The organism is Lebetimonas natsushimae (assembly GCF_002335445.1).
GTDB classification, from domain to species: domain Bacteria; phylum Campylobacterota; class Campylobacteria; order Campylobacterales; family Nautiliaceae; genus Lebetimonas; species Lebetimonas natsushimae.
On sequence record NZ_BDME01000001.1, the window covers coordinates 365,928 to 391,907 of the forward strand.

The 25,980-nt window shown below is 31.7% G+C and carries 25 protein-coding genes and 1 pseudogene; 9 read left to right on the forward strand and 17 right to left on the reverse strand.

Features of this window, described 5'->3' with window-relative positions; genetic code table 11:
• The first annotated feature begins 48 nt into the window (after window positions 1-48).
• From LNAT_RS02125 to LNAT_RS02135, 3 genes are read left to right on the forward strand one after another with little or no spacing between them, the layout of a single operon-like run.
• Entirely contained in the window at window positions 49-1,080 is a 1,032-nt protein-coding gene (locus tag LNAT_RS02125) for a DNA adenine methylase (protein WP_096258278.1), read from the forward strand.
• Window positions 1,081-3,102 (forward strand): AlwI family type II restriction endonuclease, encoded by a 2,022-nt coding sequence (locus LNAT_RS02130; protein WP_096258279.1) that lies wholly within the window; start codon window positions 1,081-1,083, stop codon window positions 3,100-3,102.
• Complete coding sequence (locus LNAT_RS02135) at window positions 3,099-3,902, forward strand: DNA-methyltransferase (protein WP_096258280.1); 804 nt, start codon at window positions 3,099-3,101, stop codon at window positions 3,900-3,902. The genes LNAT_RS02130 and LNAT_RS02135 overlap by 4 nt, the downstream gene beginning before the upstream one ends.
• Here LNAT_RS02135 and radA read toward each other — a convergent pair whose 3' ends face one another.
• Genes radA through LNAT_RS02155 form a run of 4 tightly spaced genes read right to left on the reverse strand, consistent with a single transcriptional unit; the run spans window position 3,903 to window position 6,727 of the window.
• Entirely contained in the window at window positions 3,903-5,204 is a 1,302-nt protein-coding gene (radA, locus tag LNAT_RS02140) for a DNA repair protein RadA (protein ID WP_096258281.1), read from the reverse strand.
• Window positions 5,191-5,442, reverse strand: coding sequence for a hypothetical protein (locus tag LNAT_RS02145; RefSeq protein ID WP_096258282.1), 252 nt, complete (start codon window positions 5,440-5,442; stop codon window positions 5,191-5,193). Before LNAT_RS02145 ends, radA begins: the two co-directional genes overlap by 14 nt.
• Window positions 5,435-6,307, reverse strand: a complete 873-nt coding sequence (ftsY, locus tag LNAT_RS02150) for a signal recognition particle-docking protein FtsY (RefSeq protein ID WP_096258283.1) — start codon at window positions 6,305-6,307, stop codon at window positions 5,435-5,437. The genes LNAT_RS02145 and ftsY overlap by 8 nt, the downstream gene beginning before the upstream one ends.
• Window positions 6,308-6,727, reverse strand: coding sequence for a hypothetical protein (locus LNAT_RS02155; RefSeq protein ID WP_096258284.1), 420 nt, complete (start codon window positions 6,725-6,727; stop codon window positions 6,308-6,310).
• Between the two features lie 41 nt (window positions 6,728-6,768).
• Here LNAT_RS02155 and LNAT_RS02160 point away from each other — a divergent pair, with 41 nt between their 5' ends.
• The 3 genes from LNAT_RS02160 to LNAT_RS02170 are packed head-to-tail and all read left to right on the forward strand — an operon-like array spanning window position 6,769 to window position 9,478.
• Window positions 6,769-7,368, forward strand: a complete 600-nt coding sequence (locus LNAT_RS02160) for a 5-formyltetrahydrofolate cyclo-ligase (protein ID WP_096258285.1) — start codon at window positions 6,769-6,771, stop codon at window positions 7,366-7,368.
• Window positions 7,292-8,851: a ribonuclease Y gene (rny, locus tag LNAT_RS02165; protein ID WP_096258286.1), complete on the forward strand. Its 1,560-nt coding sequence runs from the start codon at window positions 7,292-7,294 to the stop codon at window positions 8,849-8,851. The genes LNAT_RS02160 and rny overlap by 77 nt, the downstream gene beginning before the upstream one ends.
• Before the next feature lie 45 nt (window positions 8,852-8,896).
• Entirely contained in the window at window positions 8,897-9,478 is a 582-nt protein-coding gene (locus LNAT_RS02170; RefSeq protein WP_096258287.1) for an MBL fold metallo-hydrolase, read from the forward strand.
• On the opposite strand, the gene mnmL is transcribed toward LNAT_RS02170, so the two are convergent.
• The gene (gene mnmL, locus LNAT_RS02175) at window positions 9,475-10,416 is read right to left on the reverse strand and encodes a tRNA modification radical SAM protein MnmL/YtqA (protein WP_096258288.1); all 942 of its coding nucleotides are present in this window, start codon (window positions 10,414-10,416) and stop codon (window positions 9,475-9,477) included. The genes LNAT_RS02170 and mnmL overlap by 4 nt on opposite strands.
• 232 nt (window positions 10,417-10,648) lie before the next feature.
• Here mnmL and LNAT_RS02180 point away from each other — a divergent pair.
• Window positions 10,649-11,105: pseudogene (locus tag LNAT_RS02180) on the forward strand (Fur family transcriptional regulator).
• Here LNAT_RS02180 and purF read toward each other — a convergent pair.
• The 12 genes from purF to LNAT_RS02235 all read right to left on the reverse strand — a co-directional run bounded on the left by purF (window position 11,100) and on the right by LNAT_RS02235 (window position 23,641).
• Window positions 11,100-12,437 (reverse strand): amidophosphoribosyltransferase, encoded by a 1,338-nt coding sequence (gene purF / locus LNAT_RS08765; protein ID WP_193817298.1) that lies wholly within the window; start codon window positions 12,435-12,437, stop codon window positions 11,100-11,102. The pseudogene LNAT_RS02180 and the gene purF overlap by 6 nt on opposite strands.
• 3 nt (window positions 12,438-12,440) lie before the next feature.
• Window positions 12,441-13,208 carry a 4-hydroxy-tetrahydrodipicolinate reductase gene (gene dapB, locus LNAT_RS08770; RefSeq protein ID WP_193817299.1) on the reverse strand — a complete coding sequence of 256 codons (768 nt, stop codon included), beginning with the start codon at window positions 13,206-13,208 and terminating at the stop codon, window positions 12,441-12,443.
• Complete coding sequence (trxB, locus tag LNAT_RS02190) at window positions 13,205-14,110, reverse strand: thioredoxin-disulfide reductase (protein ID WP_096258289.1); 906 nt, start codon at window positions 14,108-14,110, stop codon at window positions 13,205-13,207. Before trxB ends, dapB begins: the two co-directional genes overlap by 4 nt.
• A 55-nt stretch (window positions 14,111-14,165) precedes the next feature.
• The gene (locus LNAT_RS08825) at window positions 14,166-14,408 is read right to left on the reverse strand and encodes a hypothetical protein (protein WP_238593966.1); all 243 of its coding nucleotides are present in this window, start codon (window positions 14,406-14,408) and stop codon (window positions 14,166-14,168) included.
• 192 nt (window positions 14,409-14,600) lie between these two features.
• Window positions 14,601-14,972, reverse strand: a complete 372-nt coding sequence (trxA, locus tag LNAT_RS02200) for a thioredoxin (RefSeq protein ID WP_420795364.1) — start codon at window positions 14,970-14,972, stop codon at window positions 14,601-14,603.
• The gene (locus tag LNAT_RS02205; protein ID WP_096258291.1) at window positions 14,965-15,153 is read right to left on the reverse strand and encodes a hypothetical protein; all 189 of its coding nucleotides are present in this window, start codon (window positions 15,151-15,153) and stop codon (window positions 14,965-14,967) included. The genes trxA and LNAT_RS02205 overlap by 8 nt, the downstream gene beginning before the upstream one ends.
• Window positions 15,154-15,168: 15 nt before the next feature.
• The gene (locus LNAT_RS02210; RefSeq protein ID WP_096258292.1) at window positions 15,169-16,635 is read right to left on the reverse strand and encodes an NAD(P)/FAD-dependent oxidoreductase; all 1,467 of its coding nucleotides are present in this window, start codon (window positions 16,633-16,635) and stop codon (window positions 15,169-15,171) included.
• Between the two features lie 258 nt (window positions 16,636-16,893).
• Window positions 16,894-18,198, reverse strand: coding sequence for a polysulfide reductase NrfD family protein (locus LNAT_RS02215; RefSeq protein ID WP_096258293.1), 1,305 nt, complete (start codon window positions 18,196-18,198; stop codon window positions 16,894-16,896).
• A gap of 9 nt (window positions 18,199-18,207) precedes the next feature.
• Window positions 18,208-18,876 carry a 4Fe-4S dicluster domain-containing protein gene (locus LNAT_RS02220; RefSeq protein ID WP_096258294.1) on the reverse strand — a complete coding sequence of 223 codons (669 nt, stop codon included), beginning with the start codon at window positions 18,874-18,876 and terminating at the stop codon, window positions 18,208-18,210.
• Between the two features lie 3 nt (window positions 18,877-18,879).
• On the reverse strand, window positions 18,880-21,552 hold the full coding sequence (locus LNAT_RS02225) for a molybdopterin-dependent oxidoreductase (RefSeq protein ID WP_096258295.1): 2,673 nt from the start codon (window positions 21,550-21,552) through the stop codon (window positions 18,880-18,882).
• Window positions 21,553-21,650: 98 nt separating this feature from the next.
• Complete coding sequence (locus LNAT_RS02230; protein WP_096258296.1) at window positions 21,651-23,195, reverse strand: DUF3373 family protein; 1,545 nt, start codon at window positions 23,193-23,195, stop codon at window positions 21,651-21,653.
• A gap of 107 nt (window positions 23,196-23,302) precedes the next feature.
• The gene (locus LNAT_RS02235; RefSeq protein ID WP_096258297.1) at window positions 23,303-23,641 is read right to left on the reverse strand and encodes a hypothetical protein; all 339 of its coding nucleotides are present in this window, start codon (window positions 23,639-23,641) and stop codon (window positions 23,303-23,305) included.
• 170 nt (window positions 23,642-23,811) lie between these two features.
• On the opposite strand from LNAT_RS02235, the gene LNAT_RS02240 reads away from it, so the two are divergent.
• Together LNAT_RS02240 and ffh are read left to right on the forward strand one after the other, a co-directional pair.
• Window positions 23,812-24,552, forward strand: a complete 741-nt coding sequence (locus LNAT_RS02240) for an RluA family pseudouridine synthase (RefSeq protein WP_096258298.1) — start codon at window positions 23,812-23,814, stop codon at window positions 24,550-24,552.
• Window positions 24,552-25,901, forward strand: coding sequence for a signal recognition particle protein (ffh, locus tag LNAT_RS02245; protein ID WP_096258299.1), 1,350 nt, complete (start codon window positions 24,552-24,554; stop codon window positions 25,899-25,901). Before LNAT_RS02240 ends, ffh begins: the two co-directional genes overlap by 1 nt.
• Window positions 25,902-25,980: the final 79 nt, after the last annotated feature.

Genomic DNA, 25,980 nt, shown 5'->3' on the forward strand with positions numbered 1-25,980 from the left:
TTGTTAAAATTTTGAGCTTGTAAAAAATTTGTTTATAAAGTGAGTTGGATGGAAAAAATAGAAAAATTTGAAATATATCAACGACGGTTTTTGGGAAATAAATTAAAAGTTATGCCTTTAATTGAAAAGATTATTGAAAGTGAAATTAAAAATTTTAATAGTTTTTGTGATATTTTTGCCGGTACCGGAACAGTGGGTTGGTATTTCAATAAAGAAAATTTGCAAATTATTACAAATGATTTGCTTTACAGTAACTATATACCTCTAAGGGCTTTTTTATCAGACGAGGAGTTTGATGAAAAAAAAATTGAAGAATTATTAAAAGAATTTAATTCAATAAAAGATTGTGAGGATAATTATGTATCAATTAATTTTGGAAATAAATATTTTTGTAATAATAACGCCCGAATTATAGGGGAAGTTAGAGAAAGAATTCATAAATATTTTTTAAATGATATTATTAATCCGAAAGAAAAGGCGATACTTCTCACATCTTTACTTTATGCAATGGATAAGATTGCGAATACCGTTGGACATTATGATGCCTATAGGAACATTAAGGATATTCCCTATAAACCGCTGAAATTTTTAATGCCTGATATTGATAAAAGAAAAAATCAAAATAATTTAATATTTAATATGGATGCAAATATTTTAATAAGAGAAATAGAATGCGATGTTTTATATATAGACCCTCCTTATAATTCAAGACAGTATTCAGATACTTATCATCTGCCTGAGAACATTATAAGATGGGAAAAACCAGAGTTACACGGAAAAGCGATGAAATTTGACAGAAGCACATTAAAAAGTAAATATTCTTCAAAAGAAGCTGCTAAAGCATTTGCAGATTTAATAGAAAATGCAAAATGTAAATATATACTTTTTTCATATAATAATATGGCTAATAAAGGGCATTCCCGCAGTAATGCAAGGATTTCAGATGAAGAAATTATGGAAATTTTAAGTAAAAAGGGCAGAGTTAAAATTTATGAGAAAGAACATAAGGAGTTTACAACAGGTAAAAGTAAAAGAGGGGACAATAAAGAGAGGATATTTTTTGTAAAGGTAAAAAAATAAATGTATTGTGAAAAGGCTAAATTTCAAAGTTATTCTTGGACATATGGGACGACCAGTTTTCGTGTTTCGGAATTAAAATATCTAATTGAAAGACAATTAATAAGATTAAAAGAATTGTGGAGTGAATATCCAAATGCCTCTTGGCAAGAGATTCAAAATATATATTTTGATAAATTAGTAGAAGAGGGATTAGCACAACCAACGGCAAAAAGAAAAGACAAGGATGCTAGACAAAAAACTTCATCTTTAAAAGATTTAGGATTAATTACTGAAGATAGAAAATTAACAGAAGTTGGAGAAAAAATTTATCAAATAACAAAAAATAATAATTTTAATTTTGATAATATTTTTCAAATCAGAAATGACAGTTTTATCTATTTTAAACAATTTTTAAAAATAGAGTTTTCAAAAACTTCAAATTCAAAAAATTATTATGATTTTAGAATGAATCCTTTTTTGGCAATAATTTATTCAATTTTGAAACTTGGATATTTAACAAGAGAAGAATTTACATATTTAATTCCTACTTGTAAAAATTTTGATGAAATTAAAAAGTTATTGGAAAGAATTAAAAAATTACAAAATAGAAAAGATGAAAAAAGATTTATAAATAAATATATTTTAAATAAGATTAAAAATTCTCCTAATTATAAATCTGCTTTAAAATGTTTGTTAGAAAATCCGTTAAATGAAGAAAATTTTGAAATTGCTTATTTAGATAGAAAAAGTAAAAAAAATGCCAAGTTTCATTTTAAGCTATATAAAAAAATTATTGAATATTATAAAAATAAGTATTATTGGAATGAAAAGAAAAAATTAGAAAAATTAAAAAATATTTTAATTGCATTAAATTCAATTAAACATAAATCTAAAATCTATTTAAAACTATATTTTTTTGAAAATAAAAATTTTAAAAAAATTAAAAAAGAGCATATAGAAATTTTTGAAAGAAAAATTTCATTAAAAAATGAAATTAATTTATATAAATTTCTTTTTTATCTTTTTCACTTTTATAAATGGATTGTGAATTTAGAAGAATATTATGATTTAAACAGGAGATTTTTGAATTTAACCGATGCTTTAATTTTTGAAGATAATAAAATTTATTTAGATGAAATGGTATATACTTATTTTGAGGGTATAAATGATGATTTACTTTCTGAATCTTTACTTTCATCATCAAAAAATGACTATACTTTAAAATTACAAAAAAATTTGTCTATAAAGGAAATTTCAGAACAATTATATATTTCGGATGAAGAATATTTTAATAATTTAAAAAAGAAATATCCGCAAATAGAAAAAGTTCACGATATAAAAAAAGCAATTTTTGATATTAAAAAAGAAAAGAAAAAAGAAAAATTTATACATTTAATTAAAAATTATTTTGACAATAAAACATTAAAAAATCTTTTAGAAAAAATTAAAGGAAGAAAAGATAAAGAGGTTAAAAATTATATGGATTGGGAAGCGGATATCCCTACTATTTTTGAATATTTAATAGGTATAGTATGGTATAAATTAAATGATTACGAAGGTGATTTAAGTGAATTTTTTAATCTTTACTTAGATGCAAATTTATTGCCAAGAAGGTTTGCAAGTGGAAACAAATCTGATATTGTTTTTAAATTATCGGATGAAGATGTTTTGTTAGAAGTTACTTTAGCTTCAAAAGATAATCAAAGAAGAATGGAATTAGAGCCAGTTAGTCGTCATTTAGGTAAATATATTTTAAAAAATAATAAAAAAGCTTATGCAGTTTTTATTGCCCCTTATTTAGACCCAAATGTGTTAGTTGTGTTTAGGGCTTATAAAAATTTAAATTATTATGATTCAAATAATCCTGATAGATATATAAAGGGTTTAAAAGTTATCCCATTCTCAATAGATGATTTATTGATTATTTTAAATAAAAAAATTGATTATAAAACACTTAAAAATAAAATTGATATCGCATTTAATAATGAAGAAAAAGACGGGTATATATGGTATAAAAAAATTTTAAAGGAAAATTTAAAATGAATTTGAATTTAATATATCAGGGAGACTGTTTAGAAATATTAAAAGATAAAAATAAAATAGAAAATGAAAGTATTAATTTAATTTATGCTGACCCTCCTTATAATCTTTCTGGAAATGCTCTTAAATGGGAAGGTAATAAAACAGGTGGTAACTGGTATATGATAAATGAAGAGTGGGATAAAATGGAAGAGAGTGAATATGAAAAATTTACTTTTGATTGGATAAAAGAATGTAAAAGGGTTTTAAAACCGAACGGTTCTATTTATATTTCATGCAGTTACCACAATATAGGTGAATGTGTGATGGGACTTAAAAAAAACGGTTTTAAAATAAACAATATTATAACCTGGTATAAAACAAATGCAATGCCAAATATGACTAAAAGGGTATTTACACATTCTACTGAGTTTATAATCTGGGCGGTAAAAGGAAAAAAGTGGATATTTAATTATGAAATTTTAAAAGGGATAAATCCCGAAAAAACAAAAGACGGCAAACCAAAACAGATGAGGGATATGTGGAAAATGCCTTTAGTACAGGGAAAAGAAAGAATTAAAGGAGAAGACGGGAGGGCGGCTCATCCTACCCAAAAACCAAAAGAGATGTTAAAAAGAATAATTTTAGCTTCCTCTAACGAAGGAGACACAGTCTTGGATCCTTTTGCGGGAAGCGGGACTACTTTGGTGGTTGCAGATGAATTAAACAGAAACTGGATAGGAATAGAAAAAAATGAAAAATATATTGAATTAATAAAAAAAAGGTTTGAAAAAGAAAGAAAAAAAGAGATAAAAATCAAATAATCACATCCACTCAATCAATTTTTCAACTTCTTTAACTTCGTAGCATTTTAGAGGTTGTTCAATCGGAAGAGAAGGGATGATTGCTTTTTTAAAGCCCAGATTTGCCGCTTCTTTAACTCTTACATCAAGTCCAGGAACTTCCCTTATATCTCCAACCAGACTGACTTCACCGATAAATACGCTCTCTTTGCTTATAGGTCTGTTTCTGAATGAACTTACAATTGCTGCAATAATGGCGAGATCTGCTGCAGTTTCATTTATTTTAATTCCACCCGTAACATTTACAAAAACATCATATTGGTTAAATGGAAGATTCAGTTTTTTTTCAAGCAGGGCTAAAATCATATTAAGTCTAGCTAAATCAAATCCGGTTGCACTTCTTTTGGGTATCCCGTAACTTTCACTAACTAACGCCTGAACTTCAAGAACAATTGGACGTGTTCCCTCAAGTATTACGGTAATGGCACTTCCAGGCAGGGCTTTTTTAGAAAAAAAACTTCTGTTTTTTGCACTGACCAACCCCTGCTTGGTCATTTCAAAAATACCAATTTCACTGGTTGAGCCGAATCTGTTTTTAAAGGCCCTAAGGATTCTAAGTTCCCGGCTGGCATCCCCTTCAAAATATAAGACTGTATCCACCATATGCTCAAGTACCCTAGGTCCTGCAATTGAGCCTTCTTTTGTGATATGACCTATTATAAAAATCGGGATTTTACTCTCTTTTGCTACTCTCATCAGCTCAAACGTGGCCTCCCTGACCTGTGAAACGCTTCCAGGAGCTGAGGTTAAATTTTCAGAATATATTGTCTGAATTGAATCTATGATTACTAAATCATACCCTTTTTTAATTTCTTCTATAATGTTTTCTACAATAATCTCAGGCATTAAAAAAAGATTTTTATTTTTTATTCCAAGTCTCTCAGCCCTTAGTTTAATCTGTCCCGGACTCTCTTCTCCGGCTACATATAATACTTTTTTATCCAAATTTCCTGCAAGCTTTAGCATAAGAGTTGATTTTCCAACCCCCGGGCTTCCGCCTATTAACACAAGGCTTCCCGGGACTATTCCGCCGCCTAAAACCAAATCGAGTTCAGAATCTTTGGAAGAGAATCTGTAAATTTCCTCTTTTTCTATTTCATTAAATTTAATTATTTTTGATGGTTTTGAAGTTGATTTTTTTTCTTTTTTTTCACTAACTTCCACAAAAGTGTCCCAACTTCCGCATGCCGGACATTTACCCATCCATTTTGCACTTTTATATCCGCATTCCGTGCATTCATAAACTGTTTTATTTTTTGCCATTGCTGAATTCTTCTATTGTTTTATTGTAATTTGTAATCTGTGTAATTTTTAATTCAACCATTAAATCCAAAACCCTCCATGCAATTATCGCCATTATTAATAAAATTATATAAATAATTATAATCCATTTATGCTTTTTTAAATCTATTTCATCATCTTCTTTAAATCTTTTAACCGCAAGTCCTATAAAAAAAACAATTATAATAACCGCACCAAAATAAAATATTACATTATTCACTGTATAGGCCCTCTAAAATCCCTTCAATAAATTCATTTTTATCAAATTCAACCAAATCTTCTTTTTTTTCACCCACCCCCACATAATAAATCGGAATTTTAAGTTCATTTACTATGCTAAAGAGACTTCCTCCTTTTGCAGTTCCGTCAAGCTTTGTTACAATTATCCCGTCAATCCCCACAACTTCGTTAAAAACCTTTGCCTGATTTATAGCACTGCTTCCCTGGGTACCGTCAATTACAAGCAAAATTTTATGAGGCGCATTAACGTAAGCTTTTTTAGCGACATTCACTATTTTTTTAAGCTCGTTTTGTAAATTGACTTTATTATGTAATCTTCCTGCCGTATCAATCAACGCTACATCAATTCCCTTAGCTTTTGCTGAAGCGATTGTATCATAAGTTACGGCTGCCGGGTCATGGCCCTGGCGTGTTTTGATAATAGGGACATCAAGTATTTCCGCCCATTTTGAGAGCTGTTCAATTGCAGCGGCCCTGAATGTATCAGCAGCTCCTAAGATTACACTTTTGCCTTCTTGTTGAAATTTATATGCAAGTTTTGCTATTGTAGTTGTTTTTCCGGCTCCGTTTACTCCTATAATTAAAATTACATAAGGCTTGTCGTTTATTTCGAATTTATTCTCCGGTACATCAAAAATTTTTTCAAGCTCTTTTTTAAGTCTGTCTTTGCTTACTTCATTTGGTAATTTGTCTATTATTTTTTCTACCAGGTCATAATCAATATCCGCTTCAATTAAAGCTTCTTCTAGCAAATCTCTTGGCAACTTTTCTTTTTTTTCAATTCCTACTACCTCTTTAATTGCATCTTTTGTTTTTTGCAGACTTTTTTTAATAAATCCAAACATTTAAAATCCTTTTAATATTTCTATCGGGGTAAAATTTTCAAATTTAATAGTTTTGTTTTTATCTAAAATCACGGTTGTCGGGTATATAGTGATTTTAAAATATTTTTTTAAAAATTCACTGTCTGTTTTGTAATATTTAATTTTGAGATACTTCAATGCATCTTCTTGCATCTTTGAATATCTGGACTCATCATAAAAGAGGATATAAATTTTATTTTTTGGATAAATCAGTTGATTATTTTTGAATGTTAGATTATAATCATTTAATGTAATAATAGTTGTATTAGTATCAATTGTTTTTTTGTTTATTTTATTTTTGGCTTGTATAAGTTTTTTATTTATTTGGTTATTTACTTCTTTTTTAGTATTATTATTACACCCTATGAAAAAAATCAATATTATAAAGAAAATATATCTCAATTTAGTCCTTTTTATGCAATTTTATCAAAAAGGCTTACAAAATGGAAAAAAGTGAATTTAGGAAAATATGTCTTGGTAGAAAAGTTTATAACAGATATTTGCTTTCAAAAAAAATTTCAAATGAAATTTACAATCTTGCAAAAAATTATAAAAATATACTTTTATTTATCCCTTTAAAGAACGAAACGGATATAAGGGGGGTTATAAATAGACTCAGGAGAGAAAAAAAGAATATTTTTGTCCCGTTTATGCAAGATTTAAGCTTTAAAATGGTAAAATATCAATTGCCTTTAAAGAAAAAAAAATTCTCAATTTTCGAACCTGTAAATAAACAGCAGACTTTACAAAAAATTGACTTAGCAATTGTTCCGATTGTCGGAATTACCCTGGATTTTAGAAGAATAGGTTTTGGCAAAGGAATGTATGACAGGTTTTTTGCCAAATTAAAATATAAACCTAAAGTTATCTTTTTGCAGCTCAGTCCTTGCATAAGCAAGGAAAATGTTGCAGATAAGTTTGATATAAAAGCAGATGAATATATAAGTTTTAATATAAGGAGAAAAAATGAACGTTTTAATAATTTTAGCCGTTTCGATATTATCCGCTCTCGCGGGTTACTTTATAGCGAAAAAAATGGATGAGGCTAAGTATGAAATTTTTGTAGAACAGGCTAAAGCAAAAGCAAAAGCTATTGAGCACGAAGCTGAAATATTACTTGAAAATACTAAAACAAAAGTAAAAGAGATGGAGCTTCAGGCTCAAAATGAATTTGAAAAACAAAAATTAGACCTTGAAAAAGAATATGAAAACAAGTTAAATGAAATTTTGAAAAAAGAGGAAGAAATTGAAAAATTGGTAGAAAAACAGCTTGAAGAATCTCAAAAATTGGAAAATGAAAGAAAAGATTTTGAAAAAGAAAAAACTGTTATTCAAAAACTAAAAGATACTTATAATCAAAAAATAAAAATTCTTCAGGAAAAACTTGAAAATGTTGCGGGCCTTACAAAAAATGAAGCAAAAGAGATACTTTTAAACAGTGTAAAAGAGGATTTGAAAGAAGATGTAGCACATCTTACAAGGAAAATAATAAAAGAAGCTGAAAATGATGCCAAGAAAAAAGCCAATTTTATTATAGCTCAGGCTACTACAAGATATGCCGGTGATTTTGCAGGTGAAAGACTTATAAATGTTGTGGCTATCGGAGATGATGAAATGAAAGGCAGAATTATTGGAAAAGAGGGTAAAAATATTAAAACCCTTGAAATGGTTACAGGCTGTGATATTATAATTGACGATACACCTGGGGCTATAACAGTGAGCAGTTTTAATATTTACAGACGCCAGATTGCAGTTGAAACCATTAAAAGATTAGTAGAAGACGGAAGAATTCAGCCTGCAAGAATAGAAGAGGTTTATCAAAAAGTTACAGAAGAATTTGAAGAAAAAGTTTTAAGAGAAGGTGAAGATATTATTGTAGATTTAGGTCTTGCAGGAGCCAAAATACATCCTGAAATAGTTAAATTAATAGGTAGGCTCAAATACCGTGCAAGTTACGGACAAAACGCACTTGCCCATTCTCTTGAAGTGGCGCATTTAGCAGGAATTATGGCTGCAGAAATGGGAGGAGATGAACTGCTTGCAAAAAGAGCGGGGTTACTTCATGATATAGGAAAAGCCCTGACTCATGATTTTGGGGGAGACCACGTAACTCTTGGATATGATTTATGCAAAAGATACAAAGAACCTGAAGTTGTGTTAAATGCAATAAAAGCACACCACGGGCATGAAGAAGCTAAAAGTGTTGAAGCAGCTGCTGTTTGTGCTGCAGATGCTCTCTCCGCTGCAAGACCCGGAGCCAGAAGAGAAGTCCTTGAGGCTTTCTTAAAAAGGGTAGAATCAATTGAAAATATTGCTACAAGTTATCCTGAAGTTATAAATGCATATGCGCTTAATGCCGGCAGGGAGGTCAGGGTGATAGTTGAAGCCGATTTGGTTAATGATGACGAAGCGGTGCTCTTAAGCCGGGAAATTGCTAAAAGAATAGAACAAGAAGTTAGTTTTCCAGGTGAGATTAAAGTAACAGTTATAAGGGAAAAAAGGGCTGTTTCCATTGCAGCGGCATAATTTAATAATGGATAATGGAAGATGTATAATTAATGAAGGTAAGTTATGGAAGTGTTAGCCAGGCCTTTTGGGGAATTTCAGACAAACTGTTATATAGTGGATAAAAAAATTATTATAGACCCTGGTATCGGTGCGTTTAAGTGGGTTAAGGAAAATGTTAAAGACCCAATTGCAATAATTAATACCCACGGTCATTTTGACCATGTGTGGGATGATAAAAAAGTAAACGAATATTTTAATATTCCTCTTTATATTCATAAAGACGATGCTTTTTTTTTGCAAAACGACCCTTTTGGATTTAATCCTCCAAAAGTTGAGCCTGATGTTTTACTTGAAGAGGGCAATTATAAAATAGGGGATTACGAAATTTTAATTCGTCATTTTGCAGGGCATACACCGGGCAGTATTACTATAGAAATAGGTGATAATATGTTTAGCGGGGATTTTGTATTTGACGGAAGTATTGGAAGAGTTGATTTTCCATATTCCAATCCTGAAGCAATGAAAGAATCGATTAAAAAATTTTTAAAAATTCCTTATGATAAAATTGTTCATCCGGGGCACGGTTTTTCAACTACAATAAAAAAGGCTCAAAAATTTTTGCCAACTTGGCTTGAATATCTTTAAAATGTAATTCCTTCTTTAAGTAATGCTTTATGAATATGACTCATTTGAGTAGCTTTATTTTTACACCACTCAGGTGCAAGCAGATTTTCTGTTCCCGCAGTCATTCTCTGGATTGACACATTGTTTGGCAACATTTTAATGGCTTTAATCAAAGTATCGATATAAAGCTCTTCTGTTATAGGTTCAAAATTTCCTTTTTTGTATTCAAGTGCTAAGAGGGTATTTTCTGTTACATAAAGAGGATGTATTTTTATTGAATCAATTTCAAGTTTTATTACATCTTCAACCGATTTTAGCATATCCTCCTGTGTTTCCCCAGGAAGTCCGAAAATTAAATGGGCACATACATTAATTCCCAGCTCTTTTGTTTTTTTAATAGTCTGGGCAATATCTTCAAAAAATTCAGCCCTGTTTATTTTGGCAAGTGTTTTATTGTTAGAACTTTGGACTCCATATTCGACCCAAATTTCATAATCTTGGCTTTTTTCTTTCAGGTAATTTAGAGTTTTATCATCTATACTGTCAGCTCTTGTGCCTATACTCAGGCCTATAGCATCAGATAATTTTAAAGCCTCTTCATATAAAGTTTTTAAAGTATCAAAAGGTGCATAAGTATTTGTAAAACTTTGAAAATAGACAATAAATTTTTCACTTTTATATAAATTTTTATAAATCTTTGTAGTTTCATTGTATTGAATGCGGAGTTCATTTAATTGTTTTTTTAGAATGGGATTTTTTTCGGTATAAGGGTTTAGGGTAAATCTCTCTTTTTTAAAATTAGGTGAAAAGCTTTCATTTTCGCAGAAAATACATCCTCCCCTGGCTTTTGTACCGTCAATGTTTGGGCATGTGAAACCCGGGACTGAAATTGGAACTTTTTTTATTTTTTTATTGTATTTTTGTTTTAAATATTTACCAAATGTGTATAATTTATCCATTAACCCTCTTTTTTGCCTTTTTATAACAAAAAAGAGCAAAAAAGTCTAGATATGAAATTTTTAAAAATGATAATAATTATCATAGTATTAACTGTTATTTGAAATAACGATAAAAAAGCCCTTTTACTGATTTTAATATGTTAGAGAGAAACAGATTTTGAAATGTTAGAGTTAATTTAAAATATTTTTCTTGTGCTATAATATAATTATCATTATCAAAGAAAGTAGATAAATGAACTCTGAATATAATAAACTCCTGGATGAATTTAAGAGAATTCTTAAAAAAGCAGGGCTTAAATTTTACAAAACAAAGAGAAATTATATTTTCTACACTTTATAATAATCCAAATCATTTAACAGCGGAAGATTTGTATCTTGTAATAAAAAAACAGCATCCTGAATTAAATATTGGAATAGCTACAGTATATAGAACGCTTGCAATGCTTGAAGAAAACGGCCTTATCAGTTTTATTCAATGTAGTAACGGGAAAAAATTTGAAATATCAAAATCACATCATGACCATTTAATTTGTACAGCATGTGGTAAAATAGTTGAATTCCATAATAATGAAATTGAAAAGCTTCAAGAAAAAATAGCAAAAGAAAACAGTTTTAAATTAACAAACCATATTATGCAGTTATACGGCCTTTGTGAAGAATGTCAAAAAAAAGAAAAAGAAAAATTATAAAATAGGATAATTTCCGTCAAAACATGCAAAGCAGTAATTTTCTTTTTTATCTTTAATGGCTCTTATGATTCCGTCAATTGATAAGTAAGCTAATGAATCTGCTTCAATATATTTAGCTATTTCCTCTACACTCATTTTACTGGCAATCAATTCCTCTTTTGTAGGAGTGTCCACTCCGTAATAACAAGGACCCGTGGTAGCAGGAGAAGCTATCCTCATATGTACTTCTTTAGCCCCGGCTTCTTTTAACATTCTGACAATTCTTTTTGAAGTTGTGCCTCTTACAATGGAATCATCGATAACTACCAATCTTTTACCCTTTATTTTATCAACAATAGGGGAGAGTTTCATTTTTACTTTTAAATCCCTTACCTCCTGGGTCGGTTCGATAAAAGTTCTGCCTACATAATGGTTTCTCATAATTCCCATTTCAAAAGGAATGCCGCTCTCTTCTGCATATCCTAAAGCTGCTGCCACTCCGCTGTCCGGAACCGGCACCACCATATCAGCATCAACAGGTAGTTCTTTTGCAAGTTCTCTTCCCATCTGTTTTCTTACCACATAAACGTTTTTTCCAAAAACATTGCTATCAGGTCTTGCAAAATAGATATATTCGAAAATACACTGTTTAGGAGCTGGTTCAAAAATCATTTCACTTTTAATTTCACCATCTTCAAAAGTTATCATTTCTCCTGGCTTTATATCTCTTATAAATTCTGCTCCGACTAATTCAAATGCACATGTCTCGCTTGCTACTATATATCCGCCACTTTTAATTTTTCCAAGCGAAAGCGGCCTAAATCCAAATGGATCTCTTATAGCAAACATTTTATGACGAGAAAGTATTATTAATGAAAAAGCTCCTTTGATTTGTTTAACTGCGTCGATAATTCTCTCTTTTAATGTATTTTTTTGATAATTTTTAGCAATTAAATGAATTATATTTTCAGTATCCATATTTGTTTGAAAAATTGCACCTTTTTTGGTAAGTTCTTCCCTTATTTCTTTGGCATTTACCAAATTTCCGTTATGAACAATTGATATTTCACCAAGTCCGTATCTTGCGAATACCGGCTGTGCATCAAGAATAGAATCGTCTCCCGCTGTTGAATATCTTGTATGTCCTATTGCCATATCGCCTTTTAATACTTTAAAATCATCTTCACTGAATATCTGGGTAACTAAACCCCTGTTTTTAACGGTTTTTATTTTTGCCTCATAACTGCTGCTAATACCTGCCGCTTCCTGACCGCGGTGTTGCATTGAAAAAAGAGAGTAAAAGCAAAGTTTGCTTGCATTTTCGTTACCATAAACTCCTACTACTGAACACATTTTTTAATCCTTTAAATTTAAAGCGTCTTCTATTGAATAAAGTCCCGGTCCCTGATTAATAAGCCATTTAGAAACTTTAATTGCACCTCTTGCAAATGTTTCCCTGCTTGTTGCCGTATGGTTGAGTTCTAAAAATTCACCGTCATTATAAAATCCAACCGTATGTCTTCCTACAACATCTCCGCCCCTGACGGCAAATACTCCTATTTCATTTTTGGTTCTGGCACCTACATGTCCGCTTCTGCCCGTAACCATTACTTCTTTTAGATCAAGTCCCCTGGCTTTTGCACAAGATTCAGCCAAAGTCAAAGCAGTTCCGCTTGGAGCGTCAACTTTATATCTGTGATGCTGTTCTACAATTTCTATATCAAAATCCCTTAGTTTTTCACTTACCATTGAAACAAGTTTGTTTAAAATGGCAACTCCCAGACTCATATTTGTTGCATACAATATAGGTGTCTTTTTGCTAACTTCAATCATGAGATTTTTTTGATGATCATTTAGTCCTGTAGTTGCTATTACAAGAGGTTTTGGGTTTTCCAGTGCCGCTTCAAGTAATTTTTGTGTTGCAACCGGTGCTGAAAAATCTATAACGACATCTGAATTTTCAAGCAAAGTTTTGGCATCGTTTGTAATTACTGTATCACTTGGAAATTCAACAGTTTGCTCTCCTGTAAACATTACAGCTCCAAGTGTGTCTTCTGAATTTTTAATAATATTTACAAGTAGAGTTCCTACTCTTCCTGTAGCTCCAACAATACCATATTTCATTTATTTTCTCCTTCAATATATTTTATTGCATTAATTGCGGCCGTTGCACCGTCACCTGCGGCTGCAATAACCTGTTTTACACTATCACTTCTTACATCTCCTGCGGCATAAAGTCCTTTTTTAGAAGTTTCCATTTTTAAATTTACTTTTACTTCTCCGTATTCATTAAGTTCTGCCAAATCTTTTACCAATTCATTATTAACTTTCATTCCAACAAATACAAAAACTCCATCTAACTTAATTTCTTTATTTGAAGATAGAATTATACCTTCTACAAAATCTTTTCCAATAACTTTTTTAACAGTTTCATTAAAAATTATTTCAATATTAGGAGTATTTAATACTTTTTTTTGAGTATGAGGAGCTGCCCTGAATTTATCACGTCTATGGATTAAATATACTTTTTTTGCAATTTTGCTGAGATACAAAGCTTCTTCAAGTGCAGTATCTCCGCCTCCAATTACCGCTACAACTCTGTCTTTATAAAAAAATCCGTCACACACGGCACAGTAACTCACACCTCTTCCTGTAAATTCCTCTTCTCCCTCAAATCCTGCTTTTTTTGGATTAGAACCTGTGGCAAGAATTACTGCTTTTGCTTTGTATTTATTTTTGTGAGTTTCAATTATCCATTTTTCATTTTCCATTGAAAGCTTTGTTACTTCCTCACTTTTAATCTCGCATCCAAATTTTTTGGCTTGTTCTGGCCAACAGCCCATAAATTCGAGTCCGCTTTTTACTTCACAGATTCCGGGATAGTTTTCTATTTCGCTGCTGAGTGTTATCTGACCGCCCGGATTTAATTTTTCTAAGAGTAATGTTTTAGCCCCAAGCCTAGAGGCATATATTCCAGCACTAAGCCCTGCCGGTCCTCCTCCGATAATAACAATGTCGTATCCCATTTTTTTCCTTTTTATTTTTTACTTATAATTCTTTTAATTATCCATTTTACATTTTTCATTTTACATTAATCACTTTTAAAGGGCTGTCCTGTTTATATAATAATTTATGATATCTCTTAATATTAACCACAACCGGGACTTCATAAATATTCAGGTATTGTATAAGTTTAATTATAGTATTTATTCCGGCAGTTGTATAGATTATATTGGGATAAATTTTTCTTTTTTGAAAAATATCTACAGCTAAAATAGGATAGGCTGTTTTGACATGTTTTATTAGGTTTTCTAAATTGTTCATTCGTGAGCTGAAAATAATTAAAGTATATTCATTTTTTTTAGGGATAAAAATATCATTTTTTGTATAAAGTACTATTTTATTAAAATCAATAAATCTATATTCGGAAAATTTATATTTGAAGTAGAAAAAAAATGCAGCTACAAGCAGTGCTCCAAAAAAGGAGCTGAAAGTATAAAAAAATTTATTTCTCAATTATGCTAAAAGTGTATTTATTTTTTCTTCATACATTGCTTTAGGAGCAGCACCTATCATAGCATCTACAACTTCACCGTCTTTAATAAACAATACAGTTGGAATACTTCTGATTCCAAATTGGATAGCAAGTTCTTGCTGTTCATCAGTGTTGATTTTACCTACAGCTACACCTTTGTCTTTATATTCTTCTGCTAATTCTTCAATAATTGGAGCAACCATTCTACAAGGTCCACACCAAGGTGCCCAGAAATCCACTACAACTAACTTGTTGTTTTTTACTATGTCTTCAAAATTCTCTTTTGTAATTTCTAATGCCATTTGATTTCCTTTTTTTATTGAATTATACCTAAAATTTTCTAAATTATTCATTAATTGATGCTGTTTTATGGAATTTTAAAGATAAAATAACAAATCTTATAAATTGCCAAATGATACATTTTCTTTTCCATCTCTCAAAAGGAGTTGGATACATTCCAAATTTTGTTTCATCATATGCTCTTTTTTCCCATTCTTTTATTTTTAATCCAATCTGTGGACTTTTAATTGCCATTTTTTCTCCTTTATTTTAATCTGGTATCAACCACCAAAATGGTTTTACTTTTGCTTTGTATAAAAACAGATAATGCATCAGCCATTTAAACCAATGTCCTGCACTACCGACTTCACCGATAGTGTATTTAATATCCCTTCCAAAATCCGGATATTTTTTGAAATCCGGAATTGTAGGATATACAGACATACTTCCGGCAATTCCCCTAAAGCCGTAATTAATTGAAACAACACATATGCTTGCAATTTCAGCCATACTTGCTTTGTGTTTGAAACTTGGTTTTCCCTCAAGTATCCATTCAGCAATATTAAGTGCTGTGGCGTGAGCCATAACTGCACTTGGCATTCCAGTTCTAGGCGGTGCAGGTGTTAAAGGTCTGCCTGATTTTGTTTTATTTGGCATTGATATCGGGTGAGGTGGAGCAAATGCAATACCTACTGCAAAAATATTTTCATATGTTGGATTTTGTAATTTTTTGGGCCAATCTTCACCGCTCCATTCATGGTAAGGTTTGCTTGCACTTGAATAATTGGCATCCACTATCATTAATCCGTTTGGTTTAAATAGTTTATCTGTATAATCTTCTCCGTTTGGGCCCACCGCTGTAATCCCAACGCCGCTAAAGGGGGGAATAAGCATTGCAAAATCATATTCAACTATTTTTTCTTCACCCTCATATGTTTCATAATAAACTTTTCCACTCTCTACTTTATAAACACTTGCTCTTTTAATCCAATCAACCCCATATTCACTAAACATTGAACGAATAATATTATTTGTATGGGTTATATATCCATTGTTTTTAACATAAGCTCCACCAAGACCCAAATCACCCAAATCCATTTCATTAGTAATATAAGTTACGTCTATATAATCCATTAAATCCAAATCATATACTAAAGAGGCTACATTCATTGCATATTCAACTGCAGCGCCTTGACAAGTACAACCTCCGTGACCAAGGCCGATTAATACTTTTTGTTTTTTGCCTTTTTTAGCCTTCTCTATAACTTTTTGAAGTTCACTCCAAGCATGTGCAGCATGGTCATAGCTGCAGACTGAAACAGTGTACCCGGTGTCCGGTCCAAGTCCTGGTGTTGCTGAAAAGTTAAGTTTTGGTCCAGTTGCATTAATTAAAAAATCATAATAGACTTTTTCCCTCTCGCCAGCTCTGCTTCCACTTGCATATTCAATAGTTACATAAGGTTTGTTTTCCCCTGCATCTCCTTCAGGGTGAATACTCAAAGCTTTTGCCTGTTTGAATTCAACACCGAATCTGTCATATACAGGTTTTAATTCAAAATAAACCTGTTCCGGTTTCATATAACCGGTTCCAACCCAAATATTAGAAGGAACCCATTGATATTTAGAATTTGGAGAAACTACAATAATTTCGGCTTTGTTTTTCAGTTTTCTTTTTAAATTCAGTACTGCTGTGTGTCCAGAAATTCCAGCACCCAAAACTACTACTTTCGGTTTCATTTTTAACCTTTTATTTTTATTTCAATTAATTATATCTTAAGTTTTTATAAATAAGAGAAAAATTATCTTTTTTAATAAAAAGTTATTATTCATTATAAATTAAACTAATAAATAATTAATGTAGAATTGAAATGGAGAAAGCGGAAAAATATAAAATAAAATATATATTTATTTAATTAATAAAATCTCAGACACTATAATTGAGAAATAATTTTATTTTGATTTTAATGTTATATATGCCCAAAGAGGGCAGGAAAATTAATGATGTTCGTAAGAATCTGTTACGTTTCTTATATCTAATATTTTGTCAAGAAGTGCAAATACAGCAATACCTATTCCCAAACATCCAATAATAATTAACCATTCCATTGTGTGTGGTGCAATATATGCATAAGGAGTTAGGGCATCTAATTGATATACGCTGTTTGCCTGATAACCAAGTCCGGGAACTCTTTCTGTCATAGGTACAATGTTTCCACCAAAAATAAATGCCTGTCTCATTAAAAATGCACCAATTACAGCTAAAACGGCACCAATTAATACTCCGCCTTTATTTTTTGAAAGGAACAATATAAAAGGTATAACAATTCCTAAAATTAGCCATCCCCAATACATCCAGCTTATAGGGCTTCCTTTAAGCATTAAATTTATCCATTTAGGATCTACTACCATAAAATCGATTATTTCATAAACAGCTGCTAAAACAGTTAATATTACTCCAACTTTTGCGGCAAATTTAATATAGTCTTCAAAATATGGTTTATTTTTAAGTCCTAAGAATGCAAAAATAATAGAACCACTAATTCCAGTAATTCCACCTGTAATTAAGAAATAAATCCAAAGTTGTGGAATATCAGTCCATAAATGTCTTGGTACGTTTTGGTTGAATAATAGTCCTTGGATAAAAAATTCACCTAAGTCAATTAAAATACCGCAAATTACCAAAATACCTGCAATTTTTCTAGCCATTTCTCTTTTGTTTGTAATAAGGAAATAAATTTCAACAAATGTAAATGGAATATAAATTGAATAAAGAGGTAACATCAACCACATACCGGCTTGAGGTTGTGGATTTAAAAACATCCAATAAATATGTAATAAGTTACCAAGGTCGCTTGCGATTGATACAAGTCCACCAAAAACCATTGAAATACCAAAAGTAATCATTGCAGCTGCCACTTTTGGAGCTACTTTTACTTTGAAAAGCTCAGCTAAAGAAGTGATAAAAATTAATGCGCTTCCACCATAAAGTAAATAAACATATTGGGTAACAAATACGCCCCAAGGTTCCGCTTTGTTTACTTCTTCAATTTCCGGTAAATTAAAAATTTGCTCTTTAAGTGCAATTGCAGCATGTTTAAGTGCTTCTTCATTATCTCCTGCTGCTACAATCCCTGCTTGAGATATAAAATCATGAAAATATCTTAAATGAAACAGTTCATACCAACCAACCAAACCGATAGCAATTAAAACATATGCAATTAGCATAGTTTTATTAAAAAATAATTCTAATAAACTGACTCTGTTTATATTTAATCCGCAACAATTAATATAATCTTTCATAGCGGCTCCTTACGCTTTTTTCCACTCAGGTTTTTTTGCCTGAGTTGCAGCTTCATATAAAGGTTTTATTTCATCCCAAGTATGTGTTTTAACATCACCTAATGTTCTTTTTGCATATTCTTCATCTTGAGGTACAAGATAGAATAGTTTAGGCAATGTTCCTTCTTCTTCTTTTAGGAAGAAGAACTTTCTTTGTTTTAATAATTTTACCAAATCAGAATTTTCATCATCCAAATCACCGAATGTTCTAACTTTAGTAGGACATGTCGCCGCACATGCTGTTGTTCCGTATTCCTGAACCCTTCCGTCACAGAATGTACATTTATCAACTGCATGTTTTGTTTCATCTACAAATCTGGCCCCGTACGGACATGCCTCCATACAACCTTTACACAAAATACACATTGAAGGGTCAACTTTTACAAGTCCTCCTTCTGCGTAATGGCTTGCCCCTGTAGGACAGACAGTTACACATGGTGCGTCAATACAGTGGTTGCATTGAGACGGATAAAAATTTAAAAATATATCGGCAAGTGTAGTTCCGCCTTCAACAATACCAACCCAGATTCTCTGTTTGTCAGCACCGAGCATTACCCCGTTTTCATCTTTACATGCCACTTCACACGCTCTACAGTCTATACAGTTTTGATATTCAAGTGCAATTGCATAATTAGCCATGACTTACACCTTTCTTATTTTTACAAGAGTTTCATTCATACTTGCTGAACCGATAATCGGATCGATTGTGTTTTCACAAATCATAGCCTGTGAAATACCGTTTTTGTATCCAAGTGTCATCATTGGTGACTGGGCACCAAATCCTGTTGCAATAAACGCTGTGTCTTTTCTGATTCTTTTAGTCGGATAAACTTTTGCTATTACTTTTTTACCCTGTTCACTGGTAAGTTCTACTTCGTCTTTAAATCTAAGTCCTAATTTTTTAGCAAGTTCATCATTTATCCATAGATAATTGTAATTCATTAAATCTAATAATAAATAGTTGTTTGGATGGAAACTTTGGGTAAAGTATGCATGTCTTCCTACTACTACCCTGACTTCCCCTTCCTCTGTGTTTGGAGCTTTATATAAACTGTCTCTCCATAGAGGGAATCTGTGCATTGTTTCAAGTTTGCCTGTTATAGGGTTTGTAAATTTTTTACCTTCAAATGTTTTTTGAGCGAGTTTTATATATTTTCCTTTTTTAGGAACAATATAATAATCTTTTGGAAGTGTAGTAAATTTTTGATAAATAGTTTCAGCCAATTCGTTTTTATCAGGAGTTTCTTTTTTAAATGCTTTTAAATGTTCATCTAACAGATCTGATTTAACCGCATTTTCAATACCTGGCCAGTATACTCCCCATTCTTTTGCTATTTTAGCAGCTTCTTCTCCGTATAGTTCTTTCATTGTTTCTTCGTTGTATTCTTCAACTGTTTTTTCAAAAGCTGCTGTTATTTTGTAAGTGCCTATGTCCAAGTCATCTTCGCTTGCGTGTTGAAGAATCGCTTTTACTAATTTTTCATCTTTAATATCAGCTTTAAGTTTTTCTTCATCCACTTCAAAATCATCTGTGAGATATTTTGCTAAATCAAAATCTTTTGGGAGTTCTGCGCCAAGGTCATCTGCATCCCAAGTGTACTTAAATGTAATTGCTGCAAAAGGTTTTTCTATTCTTTTTGCAAGTTCTTTACACATAAAATATACATCTTGTGCATATCCTCTTGGTTCAACCGCTTTACTTCTCCATGTAATATATGGCTCGATAGTGTTAAACATTTTTATAGGTGACTCTCTTTCCACATAAACAGTATCAGGCAGGATTACATCTGCATAAAGTGCTGTATCTGTGGCCTGAATGTCTATTACAACTACCAAATCCATTGTTTCATACATTTTGGCTGTTTTTTCATAATCCGGTACTGATTGAAGCGGATTTTGTTTGTAATGGAATGCCGCTCTTACAGGATATTCATTGTCAGCTAATTTTTCACCTTTTCTCCATTTAGTATTAACTTCCAAAATTGTATCTCTGATAATAGGCCAGCTACCTTTTTGAGGGTTGGCCAACGGATAAGTGTTTGGTTTTAAACATGCAATGTCTATTCTTGGTTTTGGATTATCATATACAGGGAAATCTTCATATTCATAACTTTCAAATTTAAGACCTCTTCCTAGAATTATTCCTCCCGGTCTGTTTACACATCCGTGAATTGCATTAAATATAGCCTGGGCACGTCTGAATTCAAAATCCTGATAATACCAGGTGGATTTTCTGCTTCTGTAGCAGTTTGCAGCACCTTTATATTTTTCAGCTGCATCTGAGAATTCTTTTGTAAGTCTTCTGATGGTAGAAGCCGGAATTTCAGTAATTTTCTCAGCCCATTCAGGTGTGTATTTTGCGCCTTCGCCCTTAGTGAAGAATTCTTCAAGTTCTTCAATTCCGTCAACATATTTAGCAATATAATCTGCTTTGTATGGAGTTTTGTGATAACCTTTATTGATTGTCTCATGAATCATTGCAAGCATTAAAGCACCGTCAGTTCCAGGTTTGATTGGGATAAATTCATCAGCCTGGGCTGCTGTGTTTGTATATCTTACATCAATATATACGATTTTTTCTATTCCTCTTTTGTGTGTTCTTTTGAACATATCCATAGTATCAGGAGTTACAATTCCTTCAGCCCTGTTTGCACCAAGATTTAGTAAATATTTTGTATTTCTAAAATCAGCCTGTCCCCAGCTGCCAAAAGTCAAAGCATTTGCCATAAATGATGGTGCAAAACATGTTGAAAAGTGGTCGATGAAGTTAGCAGTACCGATTCCGTTTACCAAATTCATAACAACAGGTTCGTCTACTGTTCCAGATGTGGCACCTACACCGAAAAGAAATGTACTTCTGTTGTCTTTTTCTTCATCAAGGATTTTAACCATTTTTTTGGCTATATAATCAAACGCTTCATCCCAGCTAGCTTTTCTGAATTTTCCTTCTCCTCTTTTACCGACTCTGATTAATGGAGTTGTAATTCTATCTGGGTCGTATTCTTCTGCAATACCCGCATTACCTCTTGCACACATAAAATTTCTGCTTTTTGGGTAAAGAGGGTTTGGATCTATTTTTTTAACTTTACCGTCAACGCTTCTTACAATTACCCCGCACATATTTACGCACATACCGCAAACATTCGGGGTAAATTTAGCATTTTTTATTTCTTTTTCTTTTTTTTCTTTTTCATTTGCAGCTTCTTCATAAGGCCCAAATGCAAAAGCTGAAGTGCTTACCACTGCCGCACCGGCTGCCGCAGCTGCTGAACCTTTTAGGAAGCTTCTCCTTTTTAAATCAACAATTTCAGACATTGATTCTCCTTTTAGAAATTTACGTAGTAATTGTAGCATAGTATAAGAAAAAAGTTATATCCCGAAGAGGGATATAAGAGAAAATTATCTTAATTTAATTAAAAGTTATATCTGATATATGCTCTTATGTCTTGAGCTTTTTTAACATAACTGAATGCTGTTAAATCTGGATCACCCATATCTCCAAAGAATGCATCACTTCCTGGATGTGCATAATCAATATATGTATATCTTAATTGAGCTGTTAAATGAGGAATGATTTCATGATTATAATATACATCATAAGCATGACCTCTAACTGCCGCAATGCTTCCAGCTAGTGTATCTTCTCCGTAAGTGAAACTTCTCCAGTATTTGCTTCCATAAACATAAGATACTCCAAATCTGTCGTTATCTCCAAATCCTGGCATATCAGCACCTATCCAGAAACTGTGACCTGTTTTTTTCTGAGTAGAACCGAGCATTCTTTTTCCAGATTTAGGTCTTGTTTGAGATAATGCCCATGAAGCAAATGCTGTAGTATTATCAAGAAAATCACTTATTCCATCACCGATTCCCTGAGCTGCAAATACAACATTTTCACCAAAATAATTTCCTAATGTATCCATTTTTGCTGGTACGGAAGTTCCAGTTAAATCCATATTATATGCAAGAGCTTGATTAAATTGGTTTTTAGCCATTTCATAATTTGGAACTTGCATTTCAAAACCTTGTAGGTTAAATGCCCAGACAGTTTCTGTTTTTAATGAATATTGTCCGTCATCATAAGGAATTAATAAAAATCCTCCAAAATCTGCATGTCTTGTACCTGTTTTAGTATAATCAGGATTTTCGTTACTCATTGACCATTTTCCAGTAGTATCAGTATATCCTCTACCTAAGCAGAATTTCATCCAAGTTCCCCAGTCAGCGAATTTGTCTGAAAGTTTTGCAAATAAAGGATTTCCAATTTCAAAACTGAATCCGTCAAATTCCATGTTGATTAAGTGTCCAAGAGGGCTGTTTGCAGAGTCTTCATCAACCAAATTAGCTGGGAATCCCTGAGTTGCCGGTCTTCTACCTGCACTGAACATTAATCCGTTGTCCGGTCCGAAATAATAGTTAAAGAAAGCTTCTTTAATTCTTATATATGCATCATCTGGAGTTTCATTTGCTATCCAGTCATAATTTTGAAATGGTTGATTCATTCCATTAATACTATTTCCACCAAATACTTTATTGGCTTCAACCCTTACAGTTGCTTTTAAATTGTCTGCAGGTTTATATACACCTGTTAGTATAACTCTGTTTTGTAAAACCTGACCAATATGATGTTTTTCATCTGCTGGTTTACCAGTTACATTAACTTTCATTGTCATAGGATCAACACCGTATATATAACCTTTTGTAGTTTCTTTGTTAATGTAATCGAAAGCAGTTCTTAAATCAAATCCCCAGAATAAATGAGAGTTTGCAACAACTGGAGATACTTTTTTATAATATCTGCTGTTTTGCTCTTCAACTTTTTTTTCAACTTTTTGTTGACTTGCTTTAAGTTGATTTAATTGTTGTTGTAAAAGTTCGATTTGTTTTTGTAACTGTTCAACAGTTGGTTGTGCAAATAATCCTGCTACAACTGAAGCTGAAAGTAAAATTTTTTTCATTTTAATCTCCTTTTTTTTAATTTAATTTTGTTTTAAATTTTAGCCAGTGCAAATTATAGCAAATTTAATAAAATTGTATACCTCCTCCGGAGGTTTTTTTATCAAAGTCATCCAGGAGGTATTTTTCCTTCTAATATTTTTGTAAAAAATACTTTTAAATAAGGAAGTTCACCTTTTTCAATTATCTTTTGCAAACCTTTAGCAGCTTTTGGGTTCAGTTTGTTTAGCTTTTCTAACAAAGGTTTTGCATTATCGGTAAATAATGCATTTAATTGATCAGGTGTGTTGACATCTAGTTTTTTCAATAGTTGCGGAGCTTTTAAGGTATGCCCTCCAGCGTGTTTAATGTATCTTATATATGCTCTGTAACCTTTTGTATAAGGATTTATGGCATACGAAAAAGATACCAGTATAACTGCACTGACTAAAATTTTAAAAATGTTCATAACTTGCCTTTATGAATAAATGTTCATTTGCAAATAGAATGATACACCATTTTTCCTTAAAGTTTGCTTAAAATAATTTGAATTTATAATAAAATTAATAAATTTTTGATATTTCTCCAAATTTCATAAATAATTCTTATTTGGTATAATTTTAATAAAAAAGGATTTAATTGAAAGAAAAAGCATATATTCTGCTTGCAAAACAGGAGAACATTTCTAATAGAAAAGCAAAAGAATTAATAGATAGAGGTTTGGTTTACGCAAGAGATAAAAAGGTAAAAATAGCAAGAGGTTTAATGCCTGTTAATACAAGATTTAAAATTATAAAACTTCCGGATATAAGAAAAATTTATGAGGATGAAAATATTTTAGTGGTGGATAAACCTCCCTTTATTGTAAGTGAAGAAATTGCCCAAAAATTTAAACTGCCTCTGCTTCACAGACTTGATAAGGAAACAAGCGGTATTTTACTGCTTGTCAAAAACGATGAATTCAAAAGAAGGGCAATTAAAGAATTTAAAAACAAAAATGTATATAAGGAATATATTGCCTGGGTTGAAGGAATTGTAGCTGAACCTGAAATTATTGATTTGCCAATTGAAATTAAAAAAACAAAAAGTGGCGCTTTTGCTAAAATTTCACCAAAAGGTGAAGAAGCTGTAACTGAGATTGAGCCGATTTTGGCTTTTAGGACAAAGTCAAAAATAAAAGCTGTTATCCATACAGGCAGGACCCATCAGATAAGAGCTCATTTAAAAGCGATAGACCATCCGATTATCGGTGATATTAAATACGGCGGAAGAGAATATAACAGGGTGATGCTGCACCATCATAAATTTAAAATATTTGATTATGAGTTTATTTCGCCTGAACCAAAAGACTTTAAAATGCAAGAAGAGAAAGGGAGATAATGTTTGGAAAAATAAGTGAAGGTTTTAGAAATGCCATTAATAAAATTAAATTAAAAGATGACGAAAAATCGCTTAAAAAAGCATTGGATGAACTTAAAAAAAATCTTTTAAAAGCGGATGTTCATTTTAAAACAGTAAAGGAACTTATTAAAAAAGTTGAAGTTGAGACTAAAAGAAAAGGTATAGGAAAAGCCAATTTTTTAATGGCACTTGAAGATGCCCTGAGCGAAATCCTAAAAGCTCCGGGTAATTTTGGATTTATATTTTCAACCAAACCTCCAACCGTTGTAATGATGACAGGGCTTCAGGGTAGCGGGAAAACAACAACCACTGCAAAACTTGCATATTATCTTAAAACTTTTAAAAAGAAAAAAGTTTTAATGGTGGCGGCAGACTTACAAAGACTTGCGGCGGTAGAACAGTTAAAACAGCTGGCCGAAGCTAACGGGCTTGATATATATTATGATGAAAATGCAAAAGACGCTGTTGAGATTGCCAAAAAAGGTGTAGAATTTGCAAAAGAAAAATTTTATGATGTGGTGCTTATAGATACAGCAGGGCGTCTTGCTATTGATGAAGAGCTTATGAATGAACTTGTCAGAATGAAAGAGGCTGTAAAACCAGATGAAATATTTTATGTAGCGGATTCTCTTACAGGTAAAGATGCAATCAATACTGCCAAAACATTTAATGAAAAACTTGATATTACAGGGGTTATTTTAACCAAATATGACGGTGATTCAAAAGGCGGGGTGGCATTAAGCATTGCCCATCAGGTAGGTAAACCTTTGAGATTCCTTGGAACAGGTGAAAAAATTGCAGATCTTGAAGTGTTTATTCCCGATAGAATTGTAAGCAGGCTTCTTGGAGCGGGGGATATTGAAAGTCTTGTAGAGAAGACAAATGCAATTATTGATGAAAAAGAGGCTAAAAAAATATCAAAAAAAATCAGAAAAGGTGAATTTAATTACGAGGATTTTATAAAACAGCTTGAACAGATTAAAAAACTAGGAAGCATGAAAAATCTTCTTTCAATGATTCCCGGAATGGGAGGAATGCTAAAACAGCTTGGAGATATTGACCTTGAAAATTCTGATGAAATTAAAAAAATAAAAGCAATGGTTGCTTCCATGACACCAAAAGAGAGAACTAATCCAAAACTTTTAAAAGAGAGTGCAAGCAGGAGAAGAAGAATAGCACAGGGTGCAGGGCTTAGTGTCCAGGAAGTTAACAGAATTAATAAACAGTTCCAAAATGCGGCAAAAATGGCCAAAAAATTTGCAGGTAAAAAAATTCCAAATATGAATGAAATTATGAATATGGCAAAAGGCTTGAATTTTCCAAAATAATGTATTAAAATTTCACATTATTTTTTAATGGGTAGGCTTGGGCGGGATAGAAAAATAAATAAAAAAATTTAAGGAGATA